The sequence below is a fragment of the Pantoea sp. CFCC18177 genome (genome assembly GCF_059412425.1).
The window spans coordinates 80,219-106,691 of sequence record NZ_JBNBPL010000008.1; the positions used below are offsets into that span (position 1 = coordinate 80,219).

At 52.6% G+C, this 26,473-nt stretch carries 22 protein-coding genes; 15 read left to right on the top strand and 7 right to left on the bottom strand.

Going from position 1 to position 26,473, the window contains the following annotated elements; translation table 11 throughout:
* Positions 1-32: 32 nt before the first annotated feature.
* A complete protein-coding gene (locus ACPUC8_RS10425) occupies positions 33-923 on the bottom strand; it encodes a DMT family transporter (RefSeq protein WP_494926184.1) in 891 nt (296 codons plus the stop codon).
* Between the two features lie 102 nt (positions 924-1,025).
* On the opposite strand from ACPUC8_RS10425, the gene ACPUC8_RS10430 reads away from it, so the two are divergent.
* The 3 genes from ACPUC8_RS10430 (at position 1,026) to ACPUC8_RS10440 (ending at position 3,535) form a co-directional block, all read left to right on the top strand.
* Positions 1,026-2,360: an aminotransferase-like domain-containing protein gene (locus ACPUC8_RS10430; RefSeq protein WP_494926185.1), complete on the top strand. Its 1,335-nt coding sequence runs from the start codon at positions 1,026-1,028 to the stop codon at positions 2,358-2,360.
* Positions 2,361-2,626: 266 nt separating this feature from the next.
* Complete coding sequence (locus ACPUC8_RS10435) at positions 2,627-2,815, top strand: hypothetical protein (protein WP_039337008.1); 189 nt, start codon at positions 2,627-2,629, stop codon at positions 2,813-2,815.
* A gap of 108 nt (positions 2,816-2,923) precedes the next feature.
* Positions 2,924-3,535 (top strand): TetR/AcrR family transcriptional regulator, encoded by a 612-nt coding sequence (locus ACPUC8_RS10440; RefSeq protein ID WP_494926186.1) that lies wholly within the window; start codon positions 2,924-2,926, stop codon positions 3,533-3,535.
* Between the two features lie 8 nt (positions 3,536-3,543).
* On the opposite strand, the gene ACPUC8_RS10445 is transcribed toward ACPUC8_RS10440, so the two are convergent.
* Entirely contained in the window at positions 3,544-3,831 is a 288-nt protein-coding gene (locus ACPUC8_RS10445) for a hypothetical protein (protein WP_494926187.1), read from the bottom strand.
* A gap of 154 nt (positions 3,832-3,985) precedes the next feature.
* Between ACPUC8_RS10445 and ACPUC8_RS10450 the strand changes: the two genes are divergently transcribed.
* Positions 3,986-4,651 (top strand): DUF3313 domain-containing protein, encoded by a 666-nt coding sequence (locus ACPUC8_RS10450; protein ID WP_494926188.1) that lies wholly within the window; start codon positions 3,986-3,988, stop codon positions 4,649-4,651.
* A gap of 210 nt (positions 4,652-4,861) precedes the next feature.
* On the top strand, positions 4,862-5,317 hold the full coding sequence (locus ACPUC8_RS10455) for an NUDIX hydrolase (RefSeq protein WP_494926189.1): 456 nt from the start codon (positions 4,862-4,864) through the stop codon (positions 5,315-5,317).
* A 1,133-nt stretch (positions 5,318-6,450) separates the two neighbouring features.
* Here ACPUC8_RS10455 and ACPUC8_RS10460 read toward each other — a convergent pair.
* From ACPUC8_RS10460 to ACPUC8_RS10470, 3 genes are all read right to left on the bottom strand, one after another.
* Positions 6,451-7,503 (bottom strand): RepB family plasmid replication initiator protein, encoded by a 1,053-nt coding sequence (locus tag ACPUC8_RS10460; RefSeq protein ID WP_039337002.1) that lies wholly within the window; start codon positions 7,501-7,503, stop codon positions 6,451-6,453.
* A 941-nt stretch (positions 7,504-8,444) separates the two neighbouring features.
* Positions 8,445-9,383, bottom strand: a complete 939-nt coding sequence (locus ACPUC8_RS10465; RefSeq protein WP_494926313.1) for a ParB family protein — start codon at positions 9,381-9,383, stop codon at positions 8,445-8,447.
* 35 nt (positions 9,384-9,418) lie between these two features.
* Complete coding sequence (locus ACPUC8_RS10470; RefSeq protein ID WP_494926190.1) at positions 9,419-10,621, bottom strand: AAA family ATPase; 1,203 nt, start codon at positions 10,619-10,621, stop codon at positions 9,419-9,421.
* Positions 10,622-12,810: 2,189 nt separating this feature from the next.
* Between ACPUC8_RS10470 and ACPUC8_RS10475 the strand changes: the two genes are divergently transcribed.
* The 10 genes from ACPUC8_RS10475 to ACPUC8_RS10520 all read left to right on the top strand — a co-directional run bounded on the left by ACPUC8_RS10475 (position 12,811) and on the right by ACPUC8_RS10520 (position 24,225).
* The gene (locus ACPUC8_RS10475) at positions 12,811-14,238 is read left to right on the top strand and encodes a M24 family metallopeptidase (protein WP_494926191.1); all 1,428 of its coding nucleotides are present in this window, start codon (positions 12,811-12,813) and stop codon (positions 14,236-14,238) included.
* A gap of 80 nt (positions 14,239-14,318) precedes the next feature.
* Positions 14,319-15,170, top strand: coding sequence for an aldo/keto reductase (locus ACPUC8_RS10480; protein ID WP_494926192.1), 852 nt, complete (start codon positions 14,319-14,321; stop codon positions 15,168-15,170).
* Between the two features lie 26 nt (positions 15,171-15,196).
* Positions 15,197-16,186, top strand: a complete 990-nt coding sequence (locus ACPUC8_RS10485) for an aldo/keto reductase (RefSeq protein ID WP_494926193.1) — start codon at positions 15,197-15,199, stop codon at positions 16,184-16,186.
* Between the two features lie 227 nt (positions 16,187-16,413).
* Positions 16,414-16,872 carry a (2Fe-2S)-binding protein gene (locus ACPUC8_RS10490; protein WP_494926194.1) on the top strand — a complete coding sequence of 153 codons (459 nt, stop codon included), beginning with the start codon at positions 16,414-16,416 and terminating at the stop codon, positions 16,870-16,872.
* Complete coding sequence (locus tag ACPUC8_RS10495) at positions 16,869-19,106, top strand: xanthine dehydrogenase family protein molybdopterin-binding subunit (RefSeq protein WP_494926195.1); 2,238 nt, start codon at positions 16,869-16,871, stop codon at positions 19,104-19,106. Before ACPUC8_RS10490 ends, ACPUC8_RS10495 begins: the two co-directional genes overlap by 4 nt.
* Before the next feature lie 25 nt (positions 19,107-19,131).
* On the top strand, positions 19,132-20,448 hold the full coding sequence (locus ACPUC8_RS10500; RefSeq protein WP_494926196.1) for a c-type cytochrome: 1,317 nt from the start codon (positions 19,132-19,134) through the stop codon (positions 20,446-20,448).
* Between the two features lie 13 nt (positions 20,449-20,461).
* Positions 20,462-21,469 (top strand): XdhC family protein, encoded by a 1,008-nt coding sequence (locus tag ACPUC8_RS10505; RefSeq protein ID WP_494926197.1) that lies wholly within the window; start codon positions 20,462-20,464, stop codon positions 21,467-21,469.
* Positions 21,466-22,035 carry a nucleotidyltransferase family protein gene (locus tag ACPUC8_RS10510; protein WP_494926198.1) on the top strand — a complete coding sequence of 190 codons (570 nt, stop codon included), beginning with the start codon at positions 21,466-21,468 and terminating at the stop codon, positions 22,033-22,035. Before ACPUC8_RS10505 ends, ACPUC8_RS10510 begins: the two co-directional genes overlap by 4 nt.
* Before the next feature lie 321 nt (positions 22,036-22,356).
* Complete coding sequence (locus ACPUC8_RS10515) at positions 22,357-23,283, top strand: substrate-binding domain-containing protein (protein ID WP_494926199.1); 927 nt, start codon at positions 22,357-22,359, stop codon at positions 23,281-23,283.
* A 69-nt stretch (positions 23,284-23,352) separates the two neighbouring features.
* Entirely contained in the window at positions 23,353-24,225 is an 873-nt protein-coding gene (locus ACPUC8_RS10520; RefSeq protein WP_494926200.1) for an AraC family transcriptional regulator, read from the top strand.
* 45 nt (positions 24,226-24,270) lie between these two features.
* On the opposite strand, the gene ACPUC8_RS10525 is transcribed toward ACPUC8_RS10520, so the two are convergent.
* Together ACPUC8_RS10525 and iolG are read right to left on the bottom strand one after the other, a co-directional pair.
* Entirely contained in the window at positions 24,271-25,230 is a 960-nt protein-coding gene (locus ACPUC8_RS10525; protein WP_494926201.1) for a sugar phosphate isomerase/epimerase family protein, read from the bottom strand.
* Between the two features lie 10 nt (positions 25,231-25,240).
* Positions 25,241-26,236 (bottom strand): inositol 2-dehydrogenase, encoded by a 996-nt coding sequence (gene iolG / locus ACPUC8_RS10530; RefSeq protein WP_494926202.1) that lies wholly within the window; start codon positions 26,234-26,236, stop codon positions 25,241-25,243.
* Between the last annotated feature and the right edge of the window lie 237 nt (positions 26,237-26,473).

The window sequence follows — 26,473 nt, forward strand, 5'->3', positions numbered from 1 at the left end:
CGTCGGTGTGAAATACCCGCACGAACATTTGTTTAACGTGCAAACTTCCTCGACCCCATCACACAGAGAATGACGCCCAGCGTAATCACCAGCATCAACGGACTGACGGTTTCATGCAGCAAAGTGGCAGACAGGCCTAGCCCGAAAAAGGGCTGAAGCAGCTGCAGTTGCCCGACTGCCGCAATACCGCCGATGGCCAATCCTTTGTACCAGAAGATAAACCCGATCATCATGCTAAAAAGCGAGACATAGGCCAGTGCGATCCAAGCCGAGAGACTGACATGGCTGAAGCTGGTGGGCAGCGTGTAGAAAGAAGCGGCTACCATGAATGGAAGTGAAATAATCAACGCCCAACTGATCACCTGCCAGCCGCCCAGCGTACGTGAAAGCTTCGCCCCCTCAGCATAACCCAGACCGCAAACCACCACGGCGGCCAGCATCAGGAGATCGCCAGTCAGGGAGACGGCCAGGTTATTTGAAAGCGCGAAACCCACCACCAGCAGGCTGCCAAGAGTAGAAAAAATCCAGAATGCCCGATGCGGCCGTTCACCGCCGCGAATCACACCGAACATGGCCGTGGAGAGCGGCAGAAGCCCGAGGAAAACAATGGAGTGCACCGAAGTGAGGTGCCGCAGCGCCATCGCGGTCAGCAGCGGAAAACCGATCACCACGCCGAGAGAGACGACAATCAGTGAAACGATTTGTCTGGCATTAGGCCGCTTTTCCCTGAAGCTGAAGATCAGTAGCAGAGCCAACACGCCAGCGATTGACGCCCGGCTAAACGTCAGGAAATAGGGATCGAGATCCCTAACCGCAACCCGTGTAGCCGGCAGCGAGCCGCTGAAGATGATCACGCCAAGCAGGCCGTTCAGCCAGCCGGACAGCGCATTGGGATCGGTTTTATGTACCACTGTATTTACCACGCGGAAACCTCATAGCGATTGAATCCCTGGACCAGGATTGACGTCATACAGAGTACACACCACAATTTAAGACAATCAAAAAATTGTCATGGATACATTTCGTTGAAAGCCCGCTATAAAGCCATTGTCGATGAATACGCTGCGGCCATTCGTGACGGCAACATTGCCGCTGGTACGCGCCTGCCGACGCATCGCGCGTTATCAGCAGCCAGACAGGTGTCACTGGCTACCGCCACGCGCGTCTATGCTGAACTCGAAGCAATGGGCCTCGTCAGCGGTGAAACCGGTCGTGGCATGTTTGTCAGGGAGATCACGCTGCCCCAGGGGCTGGGACTTGATCAGCAGGTGGTGGCAAGCGACGTGGTTGATCTCAACTTCAACTATCCCGCCCTGCCAGGTCAGGCCGAAATACTGCGCGATGCCCTGCGCGGGTTGACGACTTCGGGTGACCTCGAATCCCTGCTGCGTTATCAGCCTCATGCTGGCAAGCTGAACGATCGTGAAGCGATTGCTGCCTGGCTCGGCGGAGCCGGCTTCACCCCTGCGGCTGACAATCTCCTTATCGTGAATGGTGCTCAACACGGACTGACCGTTACCGTCATGGGGCTTCTGCGCCCTGGCGATGTGGTGGCCGTGGATGCGCTGACCTATCCAGGTTTCAAGGCGCTGGCAGGGCTCTATCAGCTGGAGCTGGAACCCATTCCGGCCAACGCCGCTGGACCGGACCTTCACGCACTCAGGCAGCTGTGCAAACGCCGTCGCGTGCGCGCACTGTACGCCATGCCAACGCTACACAACCCGCTTGGATGGGTGTTGAACCCGGATCAGCGTCTGGAAATGGTCGCGATCGCTCGCGAGCAGGATTTACTCATCATTGAGGATGGGGCTTATGCGTATCTGGCTCCCGATGCGCCTCCTCCGCTGGTCTGGTTTGCGCCCGAGCGCACCGTTTACGTCACCGGCTTTGCCAAAAATATTGCTGCCGGACTCCGGGTCGGCGCAGTGGTATCTCCTCCCGCCTTGCGCTCTGCGCTTGAAAGAGCCATTCGCGCCACGACCTGGAATACCCCTGCCCTGATGACCACCCTTGTTTCCAGCTGGCTTCAGGACGGCACCATCGGCCGGCTTGAGGCGCTGAAACGTCAGGATGCGAGCCGCCGTCAGGCGATGGCGCGGACTCACCTTGCACCACTCAATGTGATTAGCCATCCCTGCTCTTATTTTGCCTGGTTGCCGCTGCCTGAAGAGGTTCGGGCCGAACCTGTGGTGCGGCGCCTGATGAATGAACACATCTCTGTTTCAACCGCTGAGCCTTTCAGCACCACGCCTAATGTGCCCCATGCTCTGCGTCTTGCACTGGGATCTGTCAGCCTGGATAACTTGAGTCACGCATTAGAAAAAGTGAGAAACGCCGTTGAATATCATCAATTTCTATAACTATCACGGAGAAAAGTTGCCATCAGATGCCCCTTTCTTATGCATGGAATTTCTGTCTTTTAAGTCTGCATTTCTCCGTTTTAACCATTGGTTGGATTTTATAAATAGGGGCAGACTTAAAACATCTTCCCCCTCCCGGTAGTTGTCAGGCTTGGCCTATTTTGTGGCTCGATTTAGGACTTTTGCCGCAAGCTTTACGCACGACTAAGCAGGACCTAAAGCGTATTCTGTGTAAAACGTGACCTAACCCAACCGGAAAAAATGACATGAAAAATGCGAGTGCTAAATCATTGAAAAAGGCCAATGAACTGCTGCGTAGTGGTGAATATCGGGAAGTGGTTCTGGACTTTAATATCAGTGCCGATGAGTTTTTTGAGCTTGCCGATCGGTGGGCTGATAAAGGAGCCAAAATTAAGAAGGAGGATGGCAAATTTGTCGTTCGTCTCGCTAAGTAGTTGGGCGTTGCCATCAATTTTGCCATAACGCAGCACTTCCCCACCCGCAGCCTTTAATGAACCGTTCGGTTTTGTTAAGGTAACCCGCTAATGAGGGGGAGATGAGATATGCGCACGCTAACAGAGCAAAAGAGAGCGGACATTCTGAATGCTGCTTCTGCGGTTTTTCTGGAACATGGCTATGAGCGGGCCTCAATGAATGAGGTCGCCAGACGTGCTGGTGGTTCGAAGGCCACGCTCTACAACTATTACGATTCTAAAGAGAATCTGTTTGATGCGGTGGTCAGAGCATTTGGCACCAACTTTCTCACCCACGCGGCAAGTGATTTAAACAGCGACGAGAATCAACAGCTCACGCTGGCCGAAAAGCTGCAGCGATTTGGCGAAGGTATGCTCGGCGCCATGACGTCAGACTGGAAGGGATTGCAGCTTTACCGCATGGTCCTGGGTGAAGCGGGTCACTCCAATATTGGTGAGCTGTTCTATGAATCGGGTGTGCGTGAAAGCATGAACGCGCTGGCTGGCGTTATGGAGCACCATATGGAGAACGGCGATTTAAGCCGCAACAACCCGGCCCTGAGAGCGAAACAGTTTTCTTCACTGGTTAAAGCTGAGGCCGATGAGCTGTTTCTCAAACGCGATATGCCGGTGTATTCAGATAAGCAAGTCGCCGCCATGGTGAAGGATGCCGTTGAGGTGTTTTTAAAGGGCGTCAGCTAGCGTTGCCCTCAATTTATCGCGACGTCAATGAGCCTTAGCGTAACAACAAGACCGGTCGCCACCACCACCAGGCAGTCTACCAGCAGCAAAATGACCAGGGATGAAACCCGGGCTCCCCACACTTTCGCTGCATAGTACTGCCTTTGCTGCACACCTTGCTTTCGGATATGAAGCAGTGTGCAGACATTGCTCCCTACCCGCCAAAGCAACATGCTTGCTGCGATGATCAGCACGCATATGAGTGGCCAATCTCTCAATGCCAGTTCTCCGACCTTGTCCAGGTATCGGTCACTCATCAGCACCCTGCTCTTGCCGCACAAGATTCGTCCACACGCATCCCCCCACTGACATCAGCTTCATAAAAAATCGCGTATCCCCCGTTGACAGAAAGAGCATAATCGATATTAACTATACCGTACAGTTTAATTATGAATGGCTAATTTTTGGAGAATGATGGATATGAATTCTGTGTACCGCACCCTCGTGCTTGCGGCGGTCGTTGCTGTTGCTGGCTGCTCTTCAACCGCACCCGTGAAGTATTCTGGCATTGCATCGTCTTCCCGCATGAGCGCTAATACAGCAGATGACAGCGATCGGATCCCGTTCCGGTATGCCGCGCCGGTGGACTGGAGTAAATACCGCAGCGTCATGCTGGATCCCGTTGAAATTTATAGTGGCAGCGACGCACAGTTTAATGACATGGCAATGGATGACCGCCGTCAATTAGCCAATTACATGCACAAAAAATTCACTGAGGTGTTGGCCGAGAAATTTGCCATGACGCCGCCTGCCGACACACCGCATGCGCTCCGGATCAAGCTCACCCTGACCGGTGCGGACACCACACCACAGGTTATTGGCACCGTGACGAAATTCGATCTGGCGGGTGGCCCTTACAACATTGTGCAGTCTGTGCGAGGCGGTCGCGGCATGATGAGCGGCTACGTCAATTACGCGGTTGAAATTAAAGACGCCACCACTAACGAACTGCTGCTCGCTTATGTCACTGAGCAATATCCCAATGCGATGAACGTGGGCGCCACATTCGGCTCAATGAGTGCAGCAGAAACCGGCATTGATAAAGGTGCAGAACAGCTGCTTGATAAGATTCGTTGAGTCACTGCGGTGGGCCGGTGCGCGGGCACCGGCTTGTTCGTAGTCGCTAAAGCCCCACTCCTCGATAGTTCCTGAGACTCCACATCCACGATTGCGTTTGACCTGAGCTTAAACGTTATTAATAATCGTTCTCAGTTGAAGTCAGCTTGCGCACCTACCCCCGCAGCCAAAAACTTGGTGTAACCTCAAGCGCAAAAGAGAGAGATAAAAGTGAACCCAGCCAAAACCATACGTATCGCGGCAGCAATCATCATGGATGAACAAGATCGAATGTTGCTGGTGCGTAAACGTGGCACACCATTCTTCATGCAGCCTGGTGGGAAAATTGAAAGCACAGAATCCCCGGTCACTGCGCTGATGCGTGAACTCAGTGAAGAACTGCAAATTCAGATAGCGGAACAGGATACCCATTTCGTCGGGCAGTTCATGGACGTAGCAGCCAATGAACCGGGATGCACGCTTATCGCAGAGATATTTTTAGTCCGTGCGTATGCAGGCACCCTTGCACCTGCTGCGGAGATTGAAGAAATCGTGTGGTATCACCCCGCCAAAGATGCCCCCTTGATGCTCGCTCCTCTCACCGGTGAACAAATTATTCCGTTGATGCTGGAGGGGCTGACAAGGCCCGCTCGACAGGTACTGCATCAAAAACCGTTCATCCTTTGATCCTTTTCAACTCAAGATCTGTGATCGAGATTCCAACCAGTAACCACTATAGAGAGTAACGCAGTTAGCTAAGGCCGGGATGCGCCACTGGCGGCCGCAATGTGACTCCCGCAGACTAAATGCTAATAATTAAAGTTAGTAACCACTAACACCCTGCACTACAAGGCTTCGCAGGTTAGTGCTTACCAGGGTGGTCGTCCCAATCTAACCACTATAGTGAGTAAGTACTCTCTATAGTGGTTAGATTTACTGTTTATAGTGGTTGTTTGATCCTTAGAGCCAGCACGCAAGATCCGCGGATCTTGATCAGATCCCCATAACGCTTGCTTGAACGTCACAGATTTACTCTCTATAGCGGTTAGTCGGTGTCATCACTTCAGCTGTCCATGATAACGAAGCTCACCACAACAATATGATTAATATTAAATTATTGGTCATACCATCAATTTAACTAACCGCTATAGAGAGTAAATCTGCTCTCTATAGCGGTTAGTCCATTCGTAAGACAGGAACCCTTGGCTCAGCGGGCATCTCAATGGAAGAGAGTCAGAATTCAACGTGTTAGAAGCTGGCAATCGCTATCCACTATAGAGAGTAAACCCCTGATGTTATGCCCCCGGCATACTTGAAGGAAAATCATTTAAGACCATGTTTTAATTATAAAAAAACCACTTTAATTACTCAAAAAATCCGAGCATTTGCCATTCCATATTGCACAAAATCCGTTCAAGAAAATCCTTACAACTCAATAAAATAAAAGTGATGCCGTCACTTTTGCCAAATAACCACTATAGAGAGCATGCATCCACTCTCTATAGTGGTTATAGGGTAAGATCATCGCGAACAAACCGATCTTCAGCGTGATGCACTAACTTATGCCCTTCTGCCAAAATAATGGCAACACTTCAATGAGTTAGGATGAAAATACTGGAATCTGGCGCGCATCTTGATGCATAACCACTATAGTGAGTAGCCTTTTACTCTCTATAGTGGTTACCGGGTAACAAATGCGCGTGTTGCGGGCAATTTCAAGGATCGAGGACGGGATCTCCATCACGTAGATAACCACTATAGAGAGCACTGCTCACTATAGTGGTTATTCGATCAATCTAGATGGGGCGAAGAGTGGAAAGCTATTTCGCCTTCCCTTTGCGGAGTTTTTCGAGGATCTTCAATTCTGCTTTAGACAGCATCACCATCTCACCTTGTGGCTCGCTAACTTCAACCACGTCCTCAATATCGATGGCGTCATCCAGCTCCAGTTCATCCTCCAGGATCTCTGGCAGCTTGAGAGGCAGTTCGGCAGGTTTGAGTTTGGGCCGGCGATAATGGATGTGGAAATAGACGACGTTACCGCGTTTTACCTCGGTAAAATCAAGGTATCCAATATCCTTCAGCTGCTCCATTGCCCGGCGAACCGTTGCGTTCTGAGTGATGGGGCGCGACGTCAAATTTAAGCGCTGTCGCAGGCGCGCCATGGAGATCGGCGCTGGATTAGGGGGCAGACTCTCAATGAAGGTGTAAAGGGCCTGTGCAGACTCCTTACGCGCCAATGCGTTAATGGCGCGCAGCTGCAGCAGCACTTTTCTGTCGAACTGATAGAGTTCAAACAGTTTTGGGTCGGCCTGAAGCTCGACGGTGTCTTTTTTCACGCTGTACTTGGCTGATTGCACCAGGTGAGTCACATAAAGCTCGTCCTTATCCGCTGTGCCAAACTGAATGGTGTTTGAGGCAATACGAATCAGGGAGGCTTCCAGGCGCTCTCTGAGCTTGGCTGAAGAGCGTGAGGAAGGGATGCCGCACAGCTTAACGAATTCGACAAAGGGCAAAATAACCTTGTCATTGGTCACTTTGTATTTGGCAAACGCATGGATGATCCCTACCCACGTCTTAAAATCGTTATCCATATCCAGACGCTGGCCAATGATCCTGATCCTTTCATAGCCCTCAGATTTGACGATCGACAGCAATTTCAGCTCGTTAGTCACGTCAGTGACCGCCGTCGTATCGTTCTTGCGGTTATTCGTGGACTTTAACGTGGGAACAAACAGGCCCAGTCTCATTAAAGCGACCGGTTGGACGGTATTGTCTCTGTTAGGAGTCAGTACAACAAGTTCACCCGTTCGCTTGTCAGTTTCCGAAAAGGCTTCAACTATGTTGCTGTTTTCTAGCTCATTTTCCGACATTTTGAGGATCCGATTTATCTACAGTGACGTATCGCGTTTACTCTCTATAGCGGATACTAGCACTCACTTCATCGGTTAGACTACTCTCTATAAAGGTTAATTTACTCTCCATAGCGGTTACTTTACTCTCTATAGCGGTTAGCAATACCCTGCCAGGCCCTGTGCTGTAAGGCTTTAGCCGCTGTCGGGATCTCTATGGAACTTATTGGATCTTAGATTGATCTGTTATTTGATCTAGCCAGTGAATAACGGGGATAAAAAACACGTCCTACCGATTGGCAATTAAACAAAACGCCTAAAGAGACAACGTTATGCGGCGAAGAGTTATACACAGGCAGATCCTTTATACACAGCCCGCGCTCAGATCTACTCACTACAGCGGTTATTGCCCACTCTCTTCATCGGTTGTTCTACTCTTTTCATCGGTTATTCTGCTCTGTATAGCGGTTGATTTACTCTTTATAGCGGTTAGTAAGGGTCTCTCAGCCCAGTGATACCAAGGCCTGCAGCGATCCGGGATCTCTTATGATCTCAATGGGATCTCATTATGATCGAATAATTGGATCTGGCCTGTGGATAAAGGGGATAAAAATCAATGGAAAAGGGGTTTAAGCCCGACACCGAGAAGCTCAAACCAATGAGATCAACGATCCGGGAAGATGATGCAATAACGATCCCGCATTTTTTGATAACGGGATAAGTGAGTTTTAAGATGGGTATTCAATTCTGGATTGAGACAGTTAAAGTTGGTCTATCCATTAACGCTTCAATGCGCCTCTAAAGCGTCGAGTTGCCTAAACCTGATGTGTCACGGCTTTGCAGATATATATCGGCATAGCGCGTCTGGTGACGTTTTATCGCTTATTGAACAGCAGAGGATGATTTGCGGTGAATAAATCGGGACGTGGTCACCACGCCCCTTTTAGATCGTATCGAGGAAGTTAACGAGCTTTGTCGAGAATGGTTTTGATCGCGGCGTCGATCTCATCCAGCGTTGCTGCTGGCAGCCGATGGAATTCATACTGCACATGACGCTTTTCCGCATTGGTTTTACGTTTCGCGTAAGCGGTACGGTCAGTAAATTGGCCAAACTTTTCAGTGGTTACACTTTTGTTTTTAACCGGTTTGATCAGCTGTTTTTTAGTGGTGGTGAAGAATGACAAAATCCGGGTTTTTTGATCGTCAGAATTCAGCTTCTGCAACGCAGCATCTTCGTCCATCCGCTCTTTGACCTGTTCAACAACATCATGAACTGCGACACCCTCTGCTTTTGCTTCTTCAGCCACGTCCAGAAGCAGTTTGTAATCAGGGATACTCAGATCGGAAACCACAGGGATCAACTCAATAAATTCTGCTGGCACCCATGCAGCCTGGAAGGCGCGAGTGACCTTGGCGTTTGAAATCCCTTCTGCTTTGGCGATCTCAGTTTTGTTCATCCCCTGCGCTTCCATCATCAGGAAACGCTGACCCAGTTCACGCAGGTTATGCTCTTTCGCTGTCTGAATATCAGCGGCTAACTGACGCGCATCACTGATATCAATTTCATCCTCGGTCACCAGAACTTCCAAACCGGTGCCCGCAAACAGACAAGCAGCACGACGGCGAGAACCATCCATGATTTCGATTCGGCCATCGACCATACGCCCTATCGCGGGGAAGAACTGCTGTAGTTCAATGGTGCGAGTGATGTCCTTAACTGACTCCTCAGTCAGCGCAGACTGATCGCGACCATTCACTTTGGCGTCAACAAAGGTTTTCGACGCCACTTCGCCACTGGGGATCAGCTGACGCACGAAAGTCGCAGTATTGCCGGATTTCAAAGTGAAAACGCGTGACTGATTGCCGCTGTTGATGAAGCTGGACATCTGGGATTGCCCCATGGTGCGGCCAATGCGTTTCAGTGATTTTTGTTCGGTCACTTTGTACTCCTGATATATTCAATACGGTCAAAAACAGCGCGAGAAAAATTCTCAGCTTCCTGCTTCGCCTTTCTCAGTGCGTCGGCACTGCCGGGATAAGAACTCGGGTTGGCGCTGATCACCGTGTCAAAAGATTCGCCACAGCGCTCAAAGCCATCTAAACGCGGTAACACCGCATCCAGCATCGATTTGGTGAAGACTTCGCGCGCAAAACTGTGTGAAGTGACGTGATCGTGCTTTGTCGTCATTTTGGACATAAAACCGATATTTGCTTTGAGCCTTGGCTCAATGCCTTCATTCTCAATGCGTTCCAGCATTTCTGGCAGGCGCGTCAGGTATTTCATCGTCGAATGAAAATCGACCTGAGCCGGCGGTGTCGGCGTTAACAGGAGGTCGCTGGCGGCGATTGCATTGAGCATGAATGCATCCAGATGAGGTCCGGTATCGATGAAGATGAAGTCGTAGTCATCCGCCAGACGATCAATCACGTTGCGGCGCAGGACTTCAGACGGTGCGACACCCGGTAAATTCTCGGCCACGAGCGCGTCCCAGTCACTGGCAACGAATCCATCATCAATCGAGGCAGGCATCACGTCCACGCCTGGCATGACCGTTGGCTTAATAAATTGTGCACGTAATTGCTCGGTGCTGACGTCATTCAGCATCGCCTGGGCAGCGGTTTCCAGTACTGAACCCACACTGTTTGTATGGCTTAAAAACATGGTGCTGGAGGCTTGAGGATCGAGATCGATAACAAGGATGCGCAGATCGTTGTACAGTAAGCCTGGATGGGCGCGTAATCCGTGTGCCAGCGTGACGGTGGTGACCGTTTTCGATACCCCACCCTTGAGGTTGACCACAAAGATGACAAACGGGTCTTTGTGCTTATCGCGATACTTGGGCACTTTACGATGCTGATAGATATCAACGACATTTTGGATGCTCATGGCATATTGCGACGTGCTGCCGGTTTGTTTTCTGCCGAATTCATATCCTGATGCTTCCATTTCACTGATGGCTGCAGCGACCGCATGCTTGCTCAGTAAGGGAAGGTTGGCCACCGAGTTGCGGGTGAAGGTGTGGTAGTAGCCCTGCTGGTTAAATTCCTGACGCTGCTGTTCGATGTGGCTGCTCAGGCCGTGCAGCATTCCATTCGCACGGTTGGCGATGTCAAACACGTCACCGTAATCTCGCTTCATAAGCACCTCAATAGTCGAATTTTTCGTTATTTTACTAAAAAAAGAGTCACAAGCCAGTTTTTTGGTAAAAAGCGATAAAACTGGAATTTTTATGGAAGTGTTGGATTTGCGTGGTTGTAGTATAATTTAATTAAATCAATATGTTACGATCTTTTTGCTAATGCTGGCATTATATTTGTAAAATTTACCGGATATGCGAATTTTGAAGACTCCCCTACCCTACCAATATTTTTGAGCCTGGCAAGTAACGATTTCTGTCTGATCAATATTCATGGGTATTTTCAGTCTGAAAATGAGGATTTAATCCTTCAGGAACAATTAGTTAATTGAAATTATTCGTGGTGTATTTTTTTCATTTCAATGAAAGTCTTCTTCCCTTCCCTTCCCTTCCCTTCCCTTCCCTCTCCTGCTGGTTTTAAAATAGCTGATCATTTATGAGTGATGTCTTTACTGATTGGCCAGGGAAATGTCACTTGTTTAATTAACGCATTTAAGAACGACATGAGTTATATGATCAACTTCTTCATGCATCCCTCAATACAGGGGCGTTTAAAAACCGTCTCACAGAAATGTCACGCAACGAAATACAAATGTCAGTTTAGCAACTGGCGCAAACGCCGTCTGGGACCACATCGGGGCTGGCGGTCCTCGCGCCGCTACGCGGTGCCTTCACTTCACTCGTCTGCCTTAACGGACCGGTGCCGATGGAACATCCATGTTCCAGCGCCACCTTTCGCCCGCGTCCTGCGGGCTCTCCTGGCAGACTCACTCCGTTCAGCGCTGCGGATGCCTGCCCCGGTGCGGCCCCAGCCTGCTCATCAGCTTAAGTGCGGGTTGTCAAAAGAGCACGTTGTCTGAGGCTATGACGCTTCTGCTATTCCGTCCCAGCCTGCTATCAGCTTCAATGCGTGTTGTCAGAACAGCACGTTGTTTGAGGGAGTGACGCCTCTCCTGCCCGTCCCGGCTTGCTCATCAGCTTCAGTGGGGGTGTCAATAAAGGCACATTTCCTGAAGTTTTGACGCCTCTCATGCCCCGTTCCAGCCAGCTCATGAGCTTCAGTGCGGGTTGTCAAAAAGGGCACATTGTTTGAGGCTATGACGCCTCTGCTGCCCCCTCTGGGTTATCCGCAGCGCTGAGACTTTTACGTTGGGCCAGGAGCCCCACGCGGGGAGGCGTGGGGCAGTTCGCGGCCGACCATGGATGGTCATCCGCGAACGGTCCGTCCGGCATGACGTGGAAGTCGAAGGTACCGCGTCAGCGGCGCGAGGACGGCCCAGAGGGGGCAGTAGTGGCGGCAGAGCCCGCACAGAATATAAAGGCTGCAATCAAACGATTACTCTGAATACCTAACCTAACCTAACCTAACCTAACCTAACTAACGAGCATTTTCTCAATGATGGCCTTTTTGTATTCAGCTACAGTTAGCCTACCCACGATAGATACACACTCTCTCAAACCAGGGTTAAAGCTCAAGAATTAGTTTTCGACACCATTTTTGCTGTAAGATCAAGGTCATTTTCAGCCTGAAAATCCCAATATTTATCATATATTTCAATTGGATAGGTGTGATTTTTAATGGTGGTTTTTTTATTTTTCATGCTGGATATACATCGATTTCAGCTTCCATGCCTGACACATGGACAAATTAACGTCTTACAGACGAGTAAGCACAACTTCATAACTGTACTCCCTAACTTTTCGCGGCTGAAGACTTCAGGTTTAGCCTGACGCTGCCCACTTAAGAAAAAAAGTGAATCTTCATGTCGTTACACCTTAATGCGTCCCTAAAGGCAAACGCGAACAATCGTCGTAGGTTGCCATTTATGGCGGTCGGAAAAAGTTAAACGGACAAGCGCTAAACTGACGCCTGCATGTTTGATCCCTGACAGAGAGGCATCACCTCTGAAGATTGTATGATGTCCATTAGCAGCACCTGAGAGGCTTAACCGATCGGCGTTTTTAAGGTGCCAATAGCCCAGACTTGAGTCCTTCAATGCGCTGTCCTGAAAATAGCGGCATTTATCCATCATTACTGGTGATTTTCAGCCTGAAAATCCTAAAAAAAACGATACGGTTCATTAAGTTACTGAAGTAATCGCAAGGTGACTTTTCAGCGTCATTCCTTTGAAACCCGCTATGCTATGGTATCCGCGATTACGGCCAACAACCCAACATGAGGTGTAACACCATGGTGTCCAAAAGCATCAAGTACGGGCCAACCCAGGCGCCTGTTCAATTCAATCAGGTTGAACCTGTCTTCCTGTCGGATGAAACCATCGAAGAGCGCAAAGCCAAAGTGCTTCAAGGCATGAAGCATGAGGGCTTTGATGCTCTGGTGATTTATGCGGATAAAGAACATGGCGGCAACTTTGAATACCTGACGGGGTTTATTCCGCGTTTTGAAGAAGGCGTGTTGATTGTTGAGGCCAGTGGTGAATGCACTGTGATACTGGGTAATGAAAACCTCAAACTTGCCCAATACTCGCGTGTCCCTGTCAGGCTAATGCACTGCCCGTTCTTCTCACTGCCGAACCAGCCGATGGATAATGAAGTACCACTCGAACAGTTATTCTCCAACGCCGGGCTCAACCATAAAAACAAAGTTGGGCTGGTCGGCTGGAAGATGTTTACCCCGGCAGCAGGGAATGGCAACGCCTATTTTGACCTGCCGTACTTTATTGTTCAGGCGGTAAAGCAAACGCTCAAGGCTGACGCAATATTAGAGAATGCTGCGCATCTGTTTATCGGCGGCCGCAGCGGGGCCAGAACCACCAGCAACGCCAATGAAATCGCCCACTATGAATACGGTGCCAACCTGGCATCGAACTGCATTTTGAATGCGCTTAATGCTATTGAGGTGGGAGTGCGGGAGGTCGAACTGGCTGCGTATCTGGCCGCCGAAGGACAGTACAACACGGTGGTTTCCATCGCGGCGACCGGCAGCCGATTTGAAAAAGCCAACCTCTATCCAACCTACAAGGCAGTGAAAAAGGGTGATCCGCTCTCGCTGACAACCGGCTTCAAAGGAGGGCTATCCAGTCGAACAGGATTTGTGATAGCAGATGAAAGCGAGCTGCCTGCCGCGCAAGAAGACTGGCTCGATCGCATGGCCAAACCCTACTTCTCCGCCGTGGTTGCCTGGCTGGAGAGCATCCAAATCGGTAAGACCGGTGCTGCACTGTATCAGCTTGTCGAGGATGTTTTACCAAAAGCCGTGTATGGCTGGCATCTCAATCCGGGCCATCTGGTCTCAGACGAAGAGTGGATGTCTTCTCCGGTTTATCCCGATTCAGATGAAGTGCTGAAGATCGGCATGGTCATGCAGATTGATATCATCCCTTCGGTGCCGGGCTACACCGGCGTGAGTGCGGAAGAGTGTGTGGTGCTGGCGGATGCAGGACTGCAAGCAGAGATCAGCGCGTCCTATCCAGCGTTGTGGCAGCGTATCGAAACGCGTCGCCGCTATTTGCGCGAGGAGATCGGTATTCTGCTCAGCGATGACGTCTTGCCCCTGTCCAATTCTGTGGCCTATCTGCGACCTTTCTTTCTGGATAAGACGAGGGCATTGCGGGTGGAACATACGCAGGCGGATGTGATTCATGAGCCAAATCGATAAACCCTAGCGGATTTCCCCCTCTAATCGAATGGCTGTCACCGCGTTATGCTTCTTCCACACTGGAATAGAAGGACAGCCACATGCAATCAGTAAAACTCAACAACGGTCTTGATATGCCCTTACTGGGCTTTGGTGTTTTCCAGATGACGGATGCCGCAGAGTGCGAGCGAGCCGTGATTGACGCCATTGAGACCGGATATCGCCTGATCGACACTGCCGCGTCATACCAGAATGAAACCCAGGTCGGCAATGCCATCAAACAGAGTGGCATTGCCCGCGATGCGCTGTTTGTGACGACCAAGCTGTGGTTGCAGGACACCCACTATGAAGGGGCGAAAGCCCAGTTTGAGCGCTCGTTGAATCGCTTGCAGATGGATTACGTCGATCTCTATCTGATCCACCAGCCGTATGGTGACGTGCATGGGGCATGGCGTGCCATGGAGGAGTTGCAGCAAGCGGGTAATATCCGCGCGATAGGTGTCAGCAACTTCCACCCCGACCGTCTGGCCGATCTGATGGCGTTTAATAAGGTGGTGCCCGCCGTTAACCAGGTTGAGGTCAACCCGTTCAACCAACAACTGCATGCAGCCCCGTGGATGAAAAGCCACGGCATTCAACCTGAAGCCTGGGCACCTTTCGCCGAAGGACGGAATGGATTATTCGAACATCCATTGCTGACCTCCATCGGGGAAAAATACGGTAAAAGCGTGGGACAGGTGGTGCTGCGCTGGATCTTCCAACGCGGCATCGTCTCTCTGGCGAAAACCGTGCGTAAAGCGCGTATGGCAGAGAATATCGACGTGCTGGACTTCTCGCTCGATGACGACGAGATGATGAAAATCGCCGCGATCGACACCGCCACCAGCGCCTTCTTCTCACATCGTGACCCCGCCAGAATTGAGTGGCTCACCAGCCGCAAACTCGATGTGTAATCTGCTTATCCACGAGGAGTGAAGTGATGCAAAAACGTCAACTGGGTACCTCCGGTCTTGAAGTCTCCGCATTAGGACTAGGATGCATGGGATTGAGCCATGGCTATGGCCCGGCGACCGACACCGACCAGGCGGTAAAATTGATCCGTGCAGCCGTCGAGCGCGGAGTCACATTCTTCGATACCGCTGAAGTCTATGGCCCTTATCTCAACGAGGAAGTGGTCGGGGAAGCGCTTAAACCTTTCCGCGACCAGGTGGTGATTGCCACTAAATTTGGTTTCACCTTTGGCGACGATAATAAACAACAGATTCTGAACAGCCGACCTGAGCATATTCGGCTGGCGGTGGAAGGCTCACTGCGTCGACTCAAAACGGATGTCATCGACCTGCTTTACCAGCATCGCGTGGATCCCGAGGTGCCGATTGAAGATGTCGCGGGCACAGTCCAGGCGCTGATTCAGGAAGGGAAGGTCAAACATTTTGGCCTGTCTGAAGCGGGGGCGAACACCATCCGGCGTGCGCACGCGGTGCAACCGGTCACCGCACTGCAAAGTGAATACTCAATGTGGTGGCGCGAGCCCGAGCAGGAAATCCTGCCGCTGTTGGAAGAACTGGGTATTGGCTTTGTCCCCTTCAGCCCGTTGGGCAAAGGATTCCTCACAGGATCGATCAAGACCGGTTCGACCTTCGGCGCAGATGATTTTCGCAGTCAGGTGCCGCGTTTTGCCGCCGACGCCATGGCCGCCAATGAACAACTCGTCACCCTGTTAGCTCAGCTCGCCGCAGAGAAAGCGGTCACCTCGGCACAAATCGCTTTGGCGTGGTTGTTAGCACAAAAGCCATGGATTGTGCCGATTCCGGGCACCACCAAGTTGCATCGTCTGGAGGAGAATCTCGGTGCGGCTGAGGTCAACCTCAGCGCCAGTGAGATGCAGAAAATCACTCAGGCACTGGAAACGGTAAAAGTGGTGGGGGAACGCTATCCGGCCTCCTTGCAAGCCCGGGTAGGGCGTTAATTCGTAGTAGAGCTGGCTTTCTAAGCCAGCTCTTTCATCTTCGGACTCCGCTCAGATAGCACCTGGACCTCTCACACGACTTCTGAATTTTGCTCATAACCCTATTGAGCGCCAGACTATTCATTAATCATCTATTCTTTGTAAGGATTAACAGTCCTCCCTTTTTTCGTGACTTTCAGAACTGAGCACTGAACGTCAGCGAGTCAATTCCTGCTGGAGCGCAAACGATGCAACTGCACATCAATAACAAGACCTATGAAACGGACGCTGAAGCCGACACGCCGCTGTTATGGGTGATCCGCGATGACCTCGAAATGACCGGCACCAAATATGGCTGTGGACTGGCGCAGTGCGGCGCCTGTTCGGTGATGATTGATGGGCAGGTCGTCCGCTCCTGCGTCACGCCGGTGAAGACAGCCGTAGGCAAAAACATCACCACCATCGAGGCGATAGAAAGCGATGAACTGGGCAAGCGCGTGGTGGCGGCATGGGTGAAGCATCAGGTGCCGCAATGTGGTTACTGTCAGTCCGGTCAGGTGATGGCCGCTACGGCGTTACTCAAACACAATGCGCATCCATCAGAGGAAGATATTGCCGCCGCGATGGTGAATCTTTGTCGCTGTGGCACTTATAACGCGATCAATGCTGCAATCCGTGACATCGCCGGGGCGGGGGATAAAGTATGAGCCTTCCTCAACAGACGTTAGAGGCTTTGGGCGAACAGCCGGCCAATCTCTCACGCCGCCGCTTTTTACTCGCCACCAGCAGCCTGGCGGGTGCCTTCGTGCTGGGGGTGGGCTTACCTGTTGGACAGGTCCGCGCCCAGTCGGCCGATGCGGCATTAGCGCCTGGCACGCGCGTTCCGGCGTTTCTGGAAATTCGACCCGACAGCTCCATTAAGTTCCTGTCGCCCTTTGTCGAAGGCGGGCAGGGCATCTTCACCGCCATGGCACAGATTGTCGGGGAAGAGCTGGACGCTGACCCCGCCACTTTCGTGGTCGAGAATGCGCCAGCGGGATCGCAATATAAAGTGATGGACAGCGGCATGCGCATCACCGGCGGCAGCCAGTCCGTTCGCAGCAGCTACACCACCATGCGCCGCCTTGGTGCGCTGGCGCGGCAGATGTTGCTGCAGGCCGCTGCGGCTGAACTCGCGGTATCCATTGACGAACTGCATACTGAGCCGGGACGCGTTGTCCACGCCGCATCAGGACGCGCCTTCAGCTATGGTGAGCTGGCTGCGCGGGCGCGTGATTTACCCGTGCCATCACCCGAGAGCGTCAAACTCAAAGACCCGGCCCAGTTTCGCTGGATCGGTAAGCCGGTGCAGCGTCTGGATATGCAGGAAAAATCCACCGGACAGGCGATATATACCATCGACTGCCGGGTGGATAACATGCTGCACGCCGCCGTTCAGCACGCGCCGCGGCTTGGACTGATCCCCGGCGAGATACGCAATCAAGATCAAGTGCAAGGCATGAAGGGGGTGCATTCCGTTCACGTGCTGCCCGGCGCTGTCGCGGTGGTGGCCGAACGCTGGTGGCAGGCAAAACGCGCCGCCGAAACCCTACAAGTCGCCTGGCAGGAACCGGCTACCCCTGACGCCAACTACATGCCCGCCGATTTCTCCACCGATGCCTTCGCGGCGGAATTAGCCAAAGAGCCGGGGCAGGGCGAAGAGGCGGAAGTGAAAGGCGATATTGCTCAAGGTTTTGCTGCAGCCAAAAGCACCCTGAGCGCGACCTATCACAGCCAGTATCTCAATCATGCTCAGTTAGAACCGCCTTCGGCACTGGCGCGTTTTAACAGCGATGGCACGCTGGAGCTGTGGATCCCCAATCAGGCCCCCGAAATGTTCCAGGCAGACATTGCAAAGCGTACCGGCCTGGCACCTGAACAGATCACCATCCACTCGCCGCTGCTAGGCGGCTTCTTTGGCCGCCATTTTGTCTACGATACGGCGATGGTGTATCCCCAGGCGATTGCGCTGGCCAAAGCCGTTGGGCGACCGGTCAAGCTTATCTGGAGCCGTGAAGAGGAGTTCCTGCGCGATACGCATCGCCCGATGGCCGCCGTACGCTTCCGTGCAGGGCTGGATGCAGAAGGCTATCCCGTGGCACTGGAGGCGATCAGTGTTTGCGAAGGGCCAACGGAGGGCATCGCGGGCAAGCACGGCGCCAAACTGGACCCGAGCGCCGTTGAGGGGCTGGCGGGGAAATCCTATGCCATTCCCCACGTGCGCATCGCTCAGATCTATAAAAAGGGACCGGTCAAACTGGGCTACTGGCGCTCGGTGGGCAACTCGATGAATGACTTCCTCTATGAGTGCTTCCTCGATGAAATCGCCGATCAAAACAAACTCGATCCCTTTGCCTTACGGCTGCATCTGCTGGCAGGCAATGCGCGCTTAACCACGCTACTAAAGGCGGTCGCCGATCTTTCGGGCGGCTGGCAGGCTGGCCCTTACACCGCGGCTGATGGCAGCCGCCGTGCACGTGGAGTCGCAATGGCTTCACCTTTTGGAACCGAGGCGGCCGCTATCGCTGAGGTCTCTATCGAGAACGGGGAAGTCAAAGTGCATCACATCTGGGAGGCAATTGACCCCGGTAGCATCGTGAATCCCGCTATCGTCGAAGCCCAGGTCAACGGTGCGATCGCCCTGGGTTTGTCTCAGGTGCTGCTGGAAGAGAGTGTGTATGAGAAAGGGCAGCCGGTGGCCCGCAACTACGATATGTATCCCATTCTGCCGCCGTCACGCATGGCGCAGGTGCACGTTCGTATTGTTGAGAGCGGGGCGAAAATGGGGGGGATCGGTGAACCGCCATTGCCTGCCGTGCCACCCGCCGTGGCCAATGCGGTCTCACGCTTGACCGGTGAACGCATTCGCTCAATGCCGCTCTCACGTCTGAAGTTCAGCTGAGCCATCATCGCTAAGGGAATAAACCATGAAACTGAAAAGAGTTGGCCTGGTGCTGGTGGCGTTGTTGTGCATCGTCGTTGTGGCAACGCTGTGGCTGATGCGCACGCCGGTCTCGGCTTTTGATCATCAACCGTCAGCGCTATCCACGGATATGATCCGCAAAGGGGAGTACGTCGCGCGGCTCAGTGACTGTGTCGCCTGCCACAGCACGCCCGATGCCGCGCCCTTTAGCGGTGGGTTAGCGATGGCCACCCCGGTCGGTAAAATATTCACCACCAATATTACGCCGGATAAAGACACCGGCATTGGCAGCTATACGCTGGCCGATTTTGACCGTGCCGTGCGGCACGGCGTGGCGCGCGATGGGCATCATCTCTATCCTGCCATGCCGTATCCTTCATACCAGAAACTGTCGGATGAGGACATTGCCGCGCTCTACGCTTTTATGATGCAGGACGTTAAGCCGGTATCGCGCCAGAACACGCCTTCTGAAATCCCCTGGCCGCTCAATATGCGCTGGCCGCTGGCATGGTGGAGTGCCGCATTTTCGCGGGGTGGCAGCTACCAGGCTCAGCCGAGTCAGGACGCCGCCTGGAATCGCGGGGCCTATCTGGTGGAGGGACCGGGGCACTGCGGCAGTTGCCATACCCCGCGCGGGCTGGCTTTCAACGAGAAAGCGCTGGATGCCAGCAGCCCGGATTATCTGGCCGGTGCGCTGCTGGATGGCTGGTATGCGCCCAGTCTGCGTCATGATGCCAATACCGGTATCAGCCGCTGGAGTGAAGCGGATGTGGTGACGTTCCTGAAAAGCGGACGCAATCAGCATGCGGTGGTGTTTGGCTCAATGGCGGATGCCTTCAACAACTCGACGCAGTTTATGAATGATGAAGATCTGCGCGCCATTGCGCACTATCTCAAAGCGCTGCCCGCAGGGAGCAATAACAGCGGAGGGGAATGGCAATACCAGGCCGCGTCGGCATCATCACCCGGATCGCAAACCTATATGGCGCGCTGCAGCAGTTGCCATGGTGCCGATGGTCGCGGTCAGGCGCCCTGGATCCCACCGCTGGCGGGAGCAACCTCAATGCAGGTGGATGCGACATCGTCGACCAATGTGCTGCTCAATGGCTCTGCCCGTATCGTGGCACAGGGCATCCCAGATGCCTATCGCATGCCGCCTTACCGCAAACAGTTGAGTGATCAACAGGCGGCAGACGTACTGAACTTCATCCGCAGTTCATGGGGCAATCAGGGCGCTCAGGTGGATGCCAAAACGGTAGGCGAGTTACGTGGCAAAACCGATCCTGCCAGCAGTAACGTCATTATCCTGCAGATGCGCTAGCGCAGGGGGCTTTATGCACAGTATGGACAGGCAGGTCATCTCCATCGCCTTGGCGTGGGCGGTGGAACAGCCCATATGGTTATGTACCGTCCTCAGCACCTATGGCTCGTCACCCCGACCACCAGGCGCGATGATGGTGATCCGCGCGGACGGTCGCTATTGCGGTTCACTGTCGGGGGGATGCGTGGAGGAGAGTTTCGTGGCAAGAATTGGCGACGATCTGTTTCCCCAAGCCAGTCAAATTGTCCGTTACGGTGATGGCGGCTATGAACCCGACCGCGCACTGCCGTGCGGGGGCGTGCTGGATATTCTGGTGGAAAAGCTACCTGCGGGCGGCACCACGCTGGCGTATTTGCAGCAGATGCATCACGCGCTGATCAGTGCTGTTGCACTGGAAAAGAGAGTGACATTGCCCCACGCGGGTCGGCTGCGGGAAGTGGGCCGTGACGGCGGGCATACCCGCACACAGGTCAGCGGTTCAGAAGTGTCTCTGACGCTCTCTGCGCCGCCCAGAGTGGTGATTGCCGGGTTGTCCAGCGTGGCACAGTTTTGCGCCAACTTTGCGCTGGCGCTCGGGTTTGAAACCATTGTGTGTGAACATCGCGAAGAGGTACTGCGCAATCTGGCAGGAGGTCTGGAGAGCGGTGTTCAGCTGATCGAGCAATTTCCAGCGATGTACCTTGAACGGCAAGGGTGTCATGCCGCAACGGCGATCTTGTCCCTGACGCACGATCCGCGTATCGACGATCTCACGATGATGGAAGCGGTCAATCTGCCGGCGTTTTACATTGGCGCAATGGGCTCGGTGAAGAACAGTCTACGGCGCAAAGAGCGGCTGGCGCGCATCGGTGAACTTGCGCCACATCAGCTCAGCAGAATTCATGCCCCAGTCGGGATGGCTATCGGCAGTAAGACGCCCGCAGAGATTGCACTGGCAATCATGGCGGATATTGTGCGCCATAAAAATGGCCTGCACCAATCCGACGTCACCGCTGCCGACACCGCGAGCGCATTGACATGAAGGTGGCCATTATCATTGCGGCGGCAGGCTTGAGCCGTCGATTTCAACCAGGGCATAAGCTGCTGGCGATGCTGGATAACAAGCCGGTATTGCAGCACACCCTGGAGCAGGCGGTGGCGACTGGCATGGACGTTTTTGTCGTTGCCCGCCCCGATGACAGGGATATTCATGCTTTAGTGCAACAGGCCTCGCTGGTGCCCTGTGCCAGTGAGGGGCTGGGTGATTCGATTGCGGCGGGCGTCACCGCCGCCGCGCACTACGATGGATGGTTAATTGCGCTGGGTGATATGCCTTTGCTGAAGACCGCCAGCTATCAGGCGGTGGGGCAGGCGATGCTGACCTCACCCCTGGTGCGCAGCGAGGTTGCTGGAACACCGGGGCATCCGGTGGGGTTTCACAACGGGTTTTATCCAGCGCTGGTGGCGCTGACGGGGGATGAAGGCGCGCGTGCGCTGTTAGGTTCACAAGCGGTCACCCTGGTCCGGCTGAACGATCCCGGTTGCTTGTTGGATGTGGATACTCAAACGGCGTTACAGCGGATGTCTCAATGTAGCGAGGGTGAGTGAAAATCCTGAACCGTATTGAATGAAAACGTATCTCCATTCACTGCTTAAAAATAGAATGTCATAGTCAAATCTATCTGTTCATATTTTCAACTGTGACGGCAGTCACCCAATGGCAACTTTTGATAGTCGCCCCTGTGCTCATATTTATCATTCCCTGTTTTTCAATGCGTTAGATTCTTCTGCTGAGCAAGTTAGAGCCTTGTTACTTTTAGGTTATTTGCAAAAATAAAGGTGCTGCATGTGATGGAAATGAGTGGAATCTCACCCTCGACATGTTGTTTTTTTATAAAAAAACAGATGCCTCAACCTACAGGTGACAATATGAAAACCAGCAAAATAATCATTGCAGGATTAACAGCAGCAGCGATATTTTCGGCGCAAGCCAAAGAGATGAAAGTCGGTGTGGCACTGGCAAATTTTGATCTGAATTTCATCTCCATTCTTAAAGGCCAGATGGAAACCGAACTCAAAAATGAGCAATTAGACGGTCAGTTTGTGGATGCCAAAGGCGATGTCGCCCTTCAGGTCCAGCAGGTGGATGACTTTATCAACCAGGGCGTCGACGCCATTATTCTCAATCCGGTGGATACCCAAGGCGTATTGCCGATGATGGCGGCGGCGAAAAAAGCCGATATTCCGCTTATTTTTGTTAACCGTAAGCCTGAAGTCAAACTGCCAGAGAATGTGGCTTATGTCGGTTCGGACTCCGCGCTGGGTGGCAAAATGGAGATGGAAGCGCTGGCTAAAAGAATGAACTACAAAGGCAACGTCGCCATTTTGATGGGGGCACTCTCCAATGAAGAGGCACGCGAACGTACCCGTGCAACTGAAGAGGTGATTGCGAAATATAAAGGGATGAAGGTGGTCGAAAAGCAATCGGCAAAATGGCAGCGCAATGAAGCGGTGGACGTGGTGTCCAGCTGGCTGCTGAACGGCACACCGATTGACGCGATTGCGGCGAATAACGATGAGATGGCTATCGGTGCAGTCATGGCTTTGAATCAGGCGAACAACAAGAAAGTGCTGGTGGCGGGCATTGACGGCACGCCAGACGGGGTGAAGTTTGTGCAAAATGGCGGCATGGCGCTGACCATCTTCCAGGATGCGCGGGGTCAGGCCACCGGCTCGGTGAACGTGGCGCGCGCCTTGCTCGACAAGCAAAAAATCGATGCCTACACCTGGGTGCCTTATAAGACCATCACACCTGATAACGTGAAAGATTTTGTCAGTGCTGAACAGAAGAAATAAGATCTGCAGCCCGCCCTCTGGCGGGCTTTTGCTTTACATTGTGGTTAAATAAATCCCCCTGAGGTTGTTATGCTCCATCACTGCCATGACGATGTGGTTGTCTATCCCGATTACGTAAAAAACGCCTGTCCCAAACTGCTGTTTGTCTGCCGCACCGAAGGGGAGGAGTCGGCCATTCCGCGCGTTATGCATAAGCACGATGATCGCCTTGAAATGATGTTTATTGCGCGCGGTACGGGCCAATATTCGATTGGAGGGCGTCAGTATCTGGCTCAGGAGGGCGACATTCTGGTGTTTAACCAGGGTGTTGTACATGATGAGCGCCCACACATGAGCGCAGATTCGTTAATCTACAGCTGTGGTATCAGCGACCTGCATCTTGACGGCTTACATGAAAATCATCTGATCGGTCGTGATAAAAGCGCGGTGATGGCGAGTGGCGAACATCAAGCCACCTTGCAGGGGCTGTTTGATGCCCTGTGTTCACAAATCTTCAGTAAAGCGGCTCATCACGGTGTCGTGACCCATCATCTGCTCAACGTCATTGTTATCCTGTGCCGCAACATCGCGCTAGCACGCCACGATGAATTGACGAAAACCGAATCCTCATTGGGGCTGTCGATTAAAGAGTTTATTGATGAGCACTACAAAGAGCCGATCAAACTGGACTCGATGACGCAGGAGCTGGGGATCACCCGGTTCTATCTGATCCATGTGTTCAAACGTTTCTCTGGCTACTCACCAAAGCAATACATCATCCGTCGTCGGGTGGGCGAAGCGCAGTCGTTACTGCTCAACACCGATATGGATGTTACCACCATTGCCGGCGTGGTGGGGTATGAGAGCGTCAATAATTTCCATCGTGTATTCAAAATGGTGGTGGGCATCCCCCCCACGCAATACAAAAATCGCTGGATGGAAGGGATTCGGGCAACGGCTTGATACAGCGATAAAGCAACCTTGGCCTGAGCGGCCAGGGTGAGAACATCAAATGGCAGGCAGGACGTAATCTGACTTTTCAAAGGTCGCCGTGCGTTTAAGCAGGTTAACCGACTTAATCACCCCCTCCATACGCGACAGGTTCATGTCTTCGTGCTCAATACTCAGCGTCAGGTCTGGGCTGGCGAAATGGGCCAGCGTGTAGCAGAAGGCATTCCACCAAGGTTCGGTCTGACCATAGCCTAAAGTGACATAGGACCAGCTGCGTTCACGGCTCTGCGTCATGGGGCGATTATCCAGCGCCGTGGCGGTGGTGCGGTTCACCGTGTCGATAAAGGTATCTTTGGCATGCACATGGTAAATCATGCTGCCCGCCTGGCGGATAAAGGCCAACGGATCGCCACCCATCCACATAATGTGGCTAGGGTCAAAGTTCAGGCCCACCACATCACCGGTGATCTCCCGTAACTGCAGAAACGTTGGCAAGTTATAGGCCAGCTGTTGACCGTGTAACTCGATGCAGATACGTACGCCATTATCACGTGCCGCCTGTGCGGTCTGGGTCCAGTAACCCTGCGCGACTTCCCACTGATGTTTGAGAATCACCTGCGTTTCCGGTGGCCAGGAGGTCACAATCCAGTTAGGGAAGCTATCACCCGGCGCGCCAGGCAGGCCGGACATGGTGATCACGTTCTCCACTTCAAGCAGGTTGGCCAGCTCCAGCGTCTTATAAAGGCAGTCGGAGTGTACTTTGCCCGTCGGGCCCGGATGCAGGGGGTTGCCGTTGGCATTCAGCGCTGACAACGTCAGGCCATGATCGCGCAGTTTGCTTTTAAACTCAGCGCGTGCGCTGGGGTTTGACAACAATTTATCGAGATCAAGGTGCGGTGCGGTAGACCAGTTCCCGGTAGCGAATTCAATACAGTTCAGTTCTAAATCTGATGCGGTTTTTAGCACCTCATCAACTGAGAGGTGAGCAAGACTGTCAGAGACTAATCCAATTTTCATCATGCACTCCTTACAGGCTAATTGAGACGACTTTGCGGGTTTTAAACGACTCGACGGCGGCTTCCGCCAGCAGCAGCGCTTTTAAACCATCATCGGCACTGGTCGGTACGGGGCGGTTATCTTTCAGCGCCGCCACAAAGGCTTTCCACTGCTCACTGAAGGCTTCCTGATAGCGCTCAAGGAAGAAGTGCAGCGGCTTTTGTGCCTGTGCACCAAACTCTTCGGTAATTTTAACCAGCGTGGTGGTCGGGACATTGTGCACCGAGAGGCAACCTTTCTGACCGTGCGCCTCAATGCGCTGGTCATAGCCGTAGCCTGAACGACGACTGTTATTGATCACCGCGATTTTTCCTGAGGCGGTTTGCAGCGTGATCACGGCGGTATCTACGTCACCGGCTTCTTTAACCGTTGGGCTTACCAGCGCCGCCGCGGTGACGGAGACCGAAACCGGCTCCTCTCCCAGTTGGAAGCGCGCCATATCAAAGTCGTGGATAGTCATGTCACGGAACATGCCGCCAGACACCAGCAGGTAGTCATCCGGTAAAGGAGAAGGATCACGCGAGGAGATTTGCAGATGTTCCAGTTCTCCGATCTCACCGGCACGCAGCGCGCGGTTCAGATGGGCATGATTAGGGTCAAAGCGACGGTTGAAGCCAATCATAAAGGGCACGCCCAGCTTCTTGATTTCTGCGACACAAGATTTCACGCGCTCGATATTCAAATCGATGGGTTTCTCACAAAAAATGGCTTTACCCGCACGGGCAGCCTGCAGTGAGAAATTGGCATGCGTATCCGTAGAGGTGGCCACCAATACCACATCCACTTCGGGATCGGCGATCGCCTCATCGGCACTCAACACGCGCGCTGAGTATTTTTCTGCCAGCGTGTTCGCTGCATCTGAATAGATATCAGAAACGGAATAAAGGGTCGTGTCCGGGTGATCATGAATATGACGCGCATGCACCTGAGCAATACGACCAGCACCTAACAACGCAACTTTTAGCATTTTAAACCTCAACGAGTTTGAATGAGTGCGAATAGCAACGCTTTTCACAGCAACTTTTAATAGTGGGGGGAAATAAACCGCATAAATTCCGTTTTAATCTCCTCACGCTTGAGAATGAAAATATAGAGTTAGCAATAACGTTTCAATAATTAATGTGGTGAAATTTTTATTTTGTCGTACAGCTAACACTTTTGTGACTGCTAAAAGTTGCTCTTGATTATCTATATGTTTTTAAAT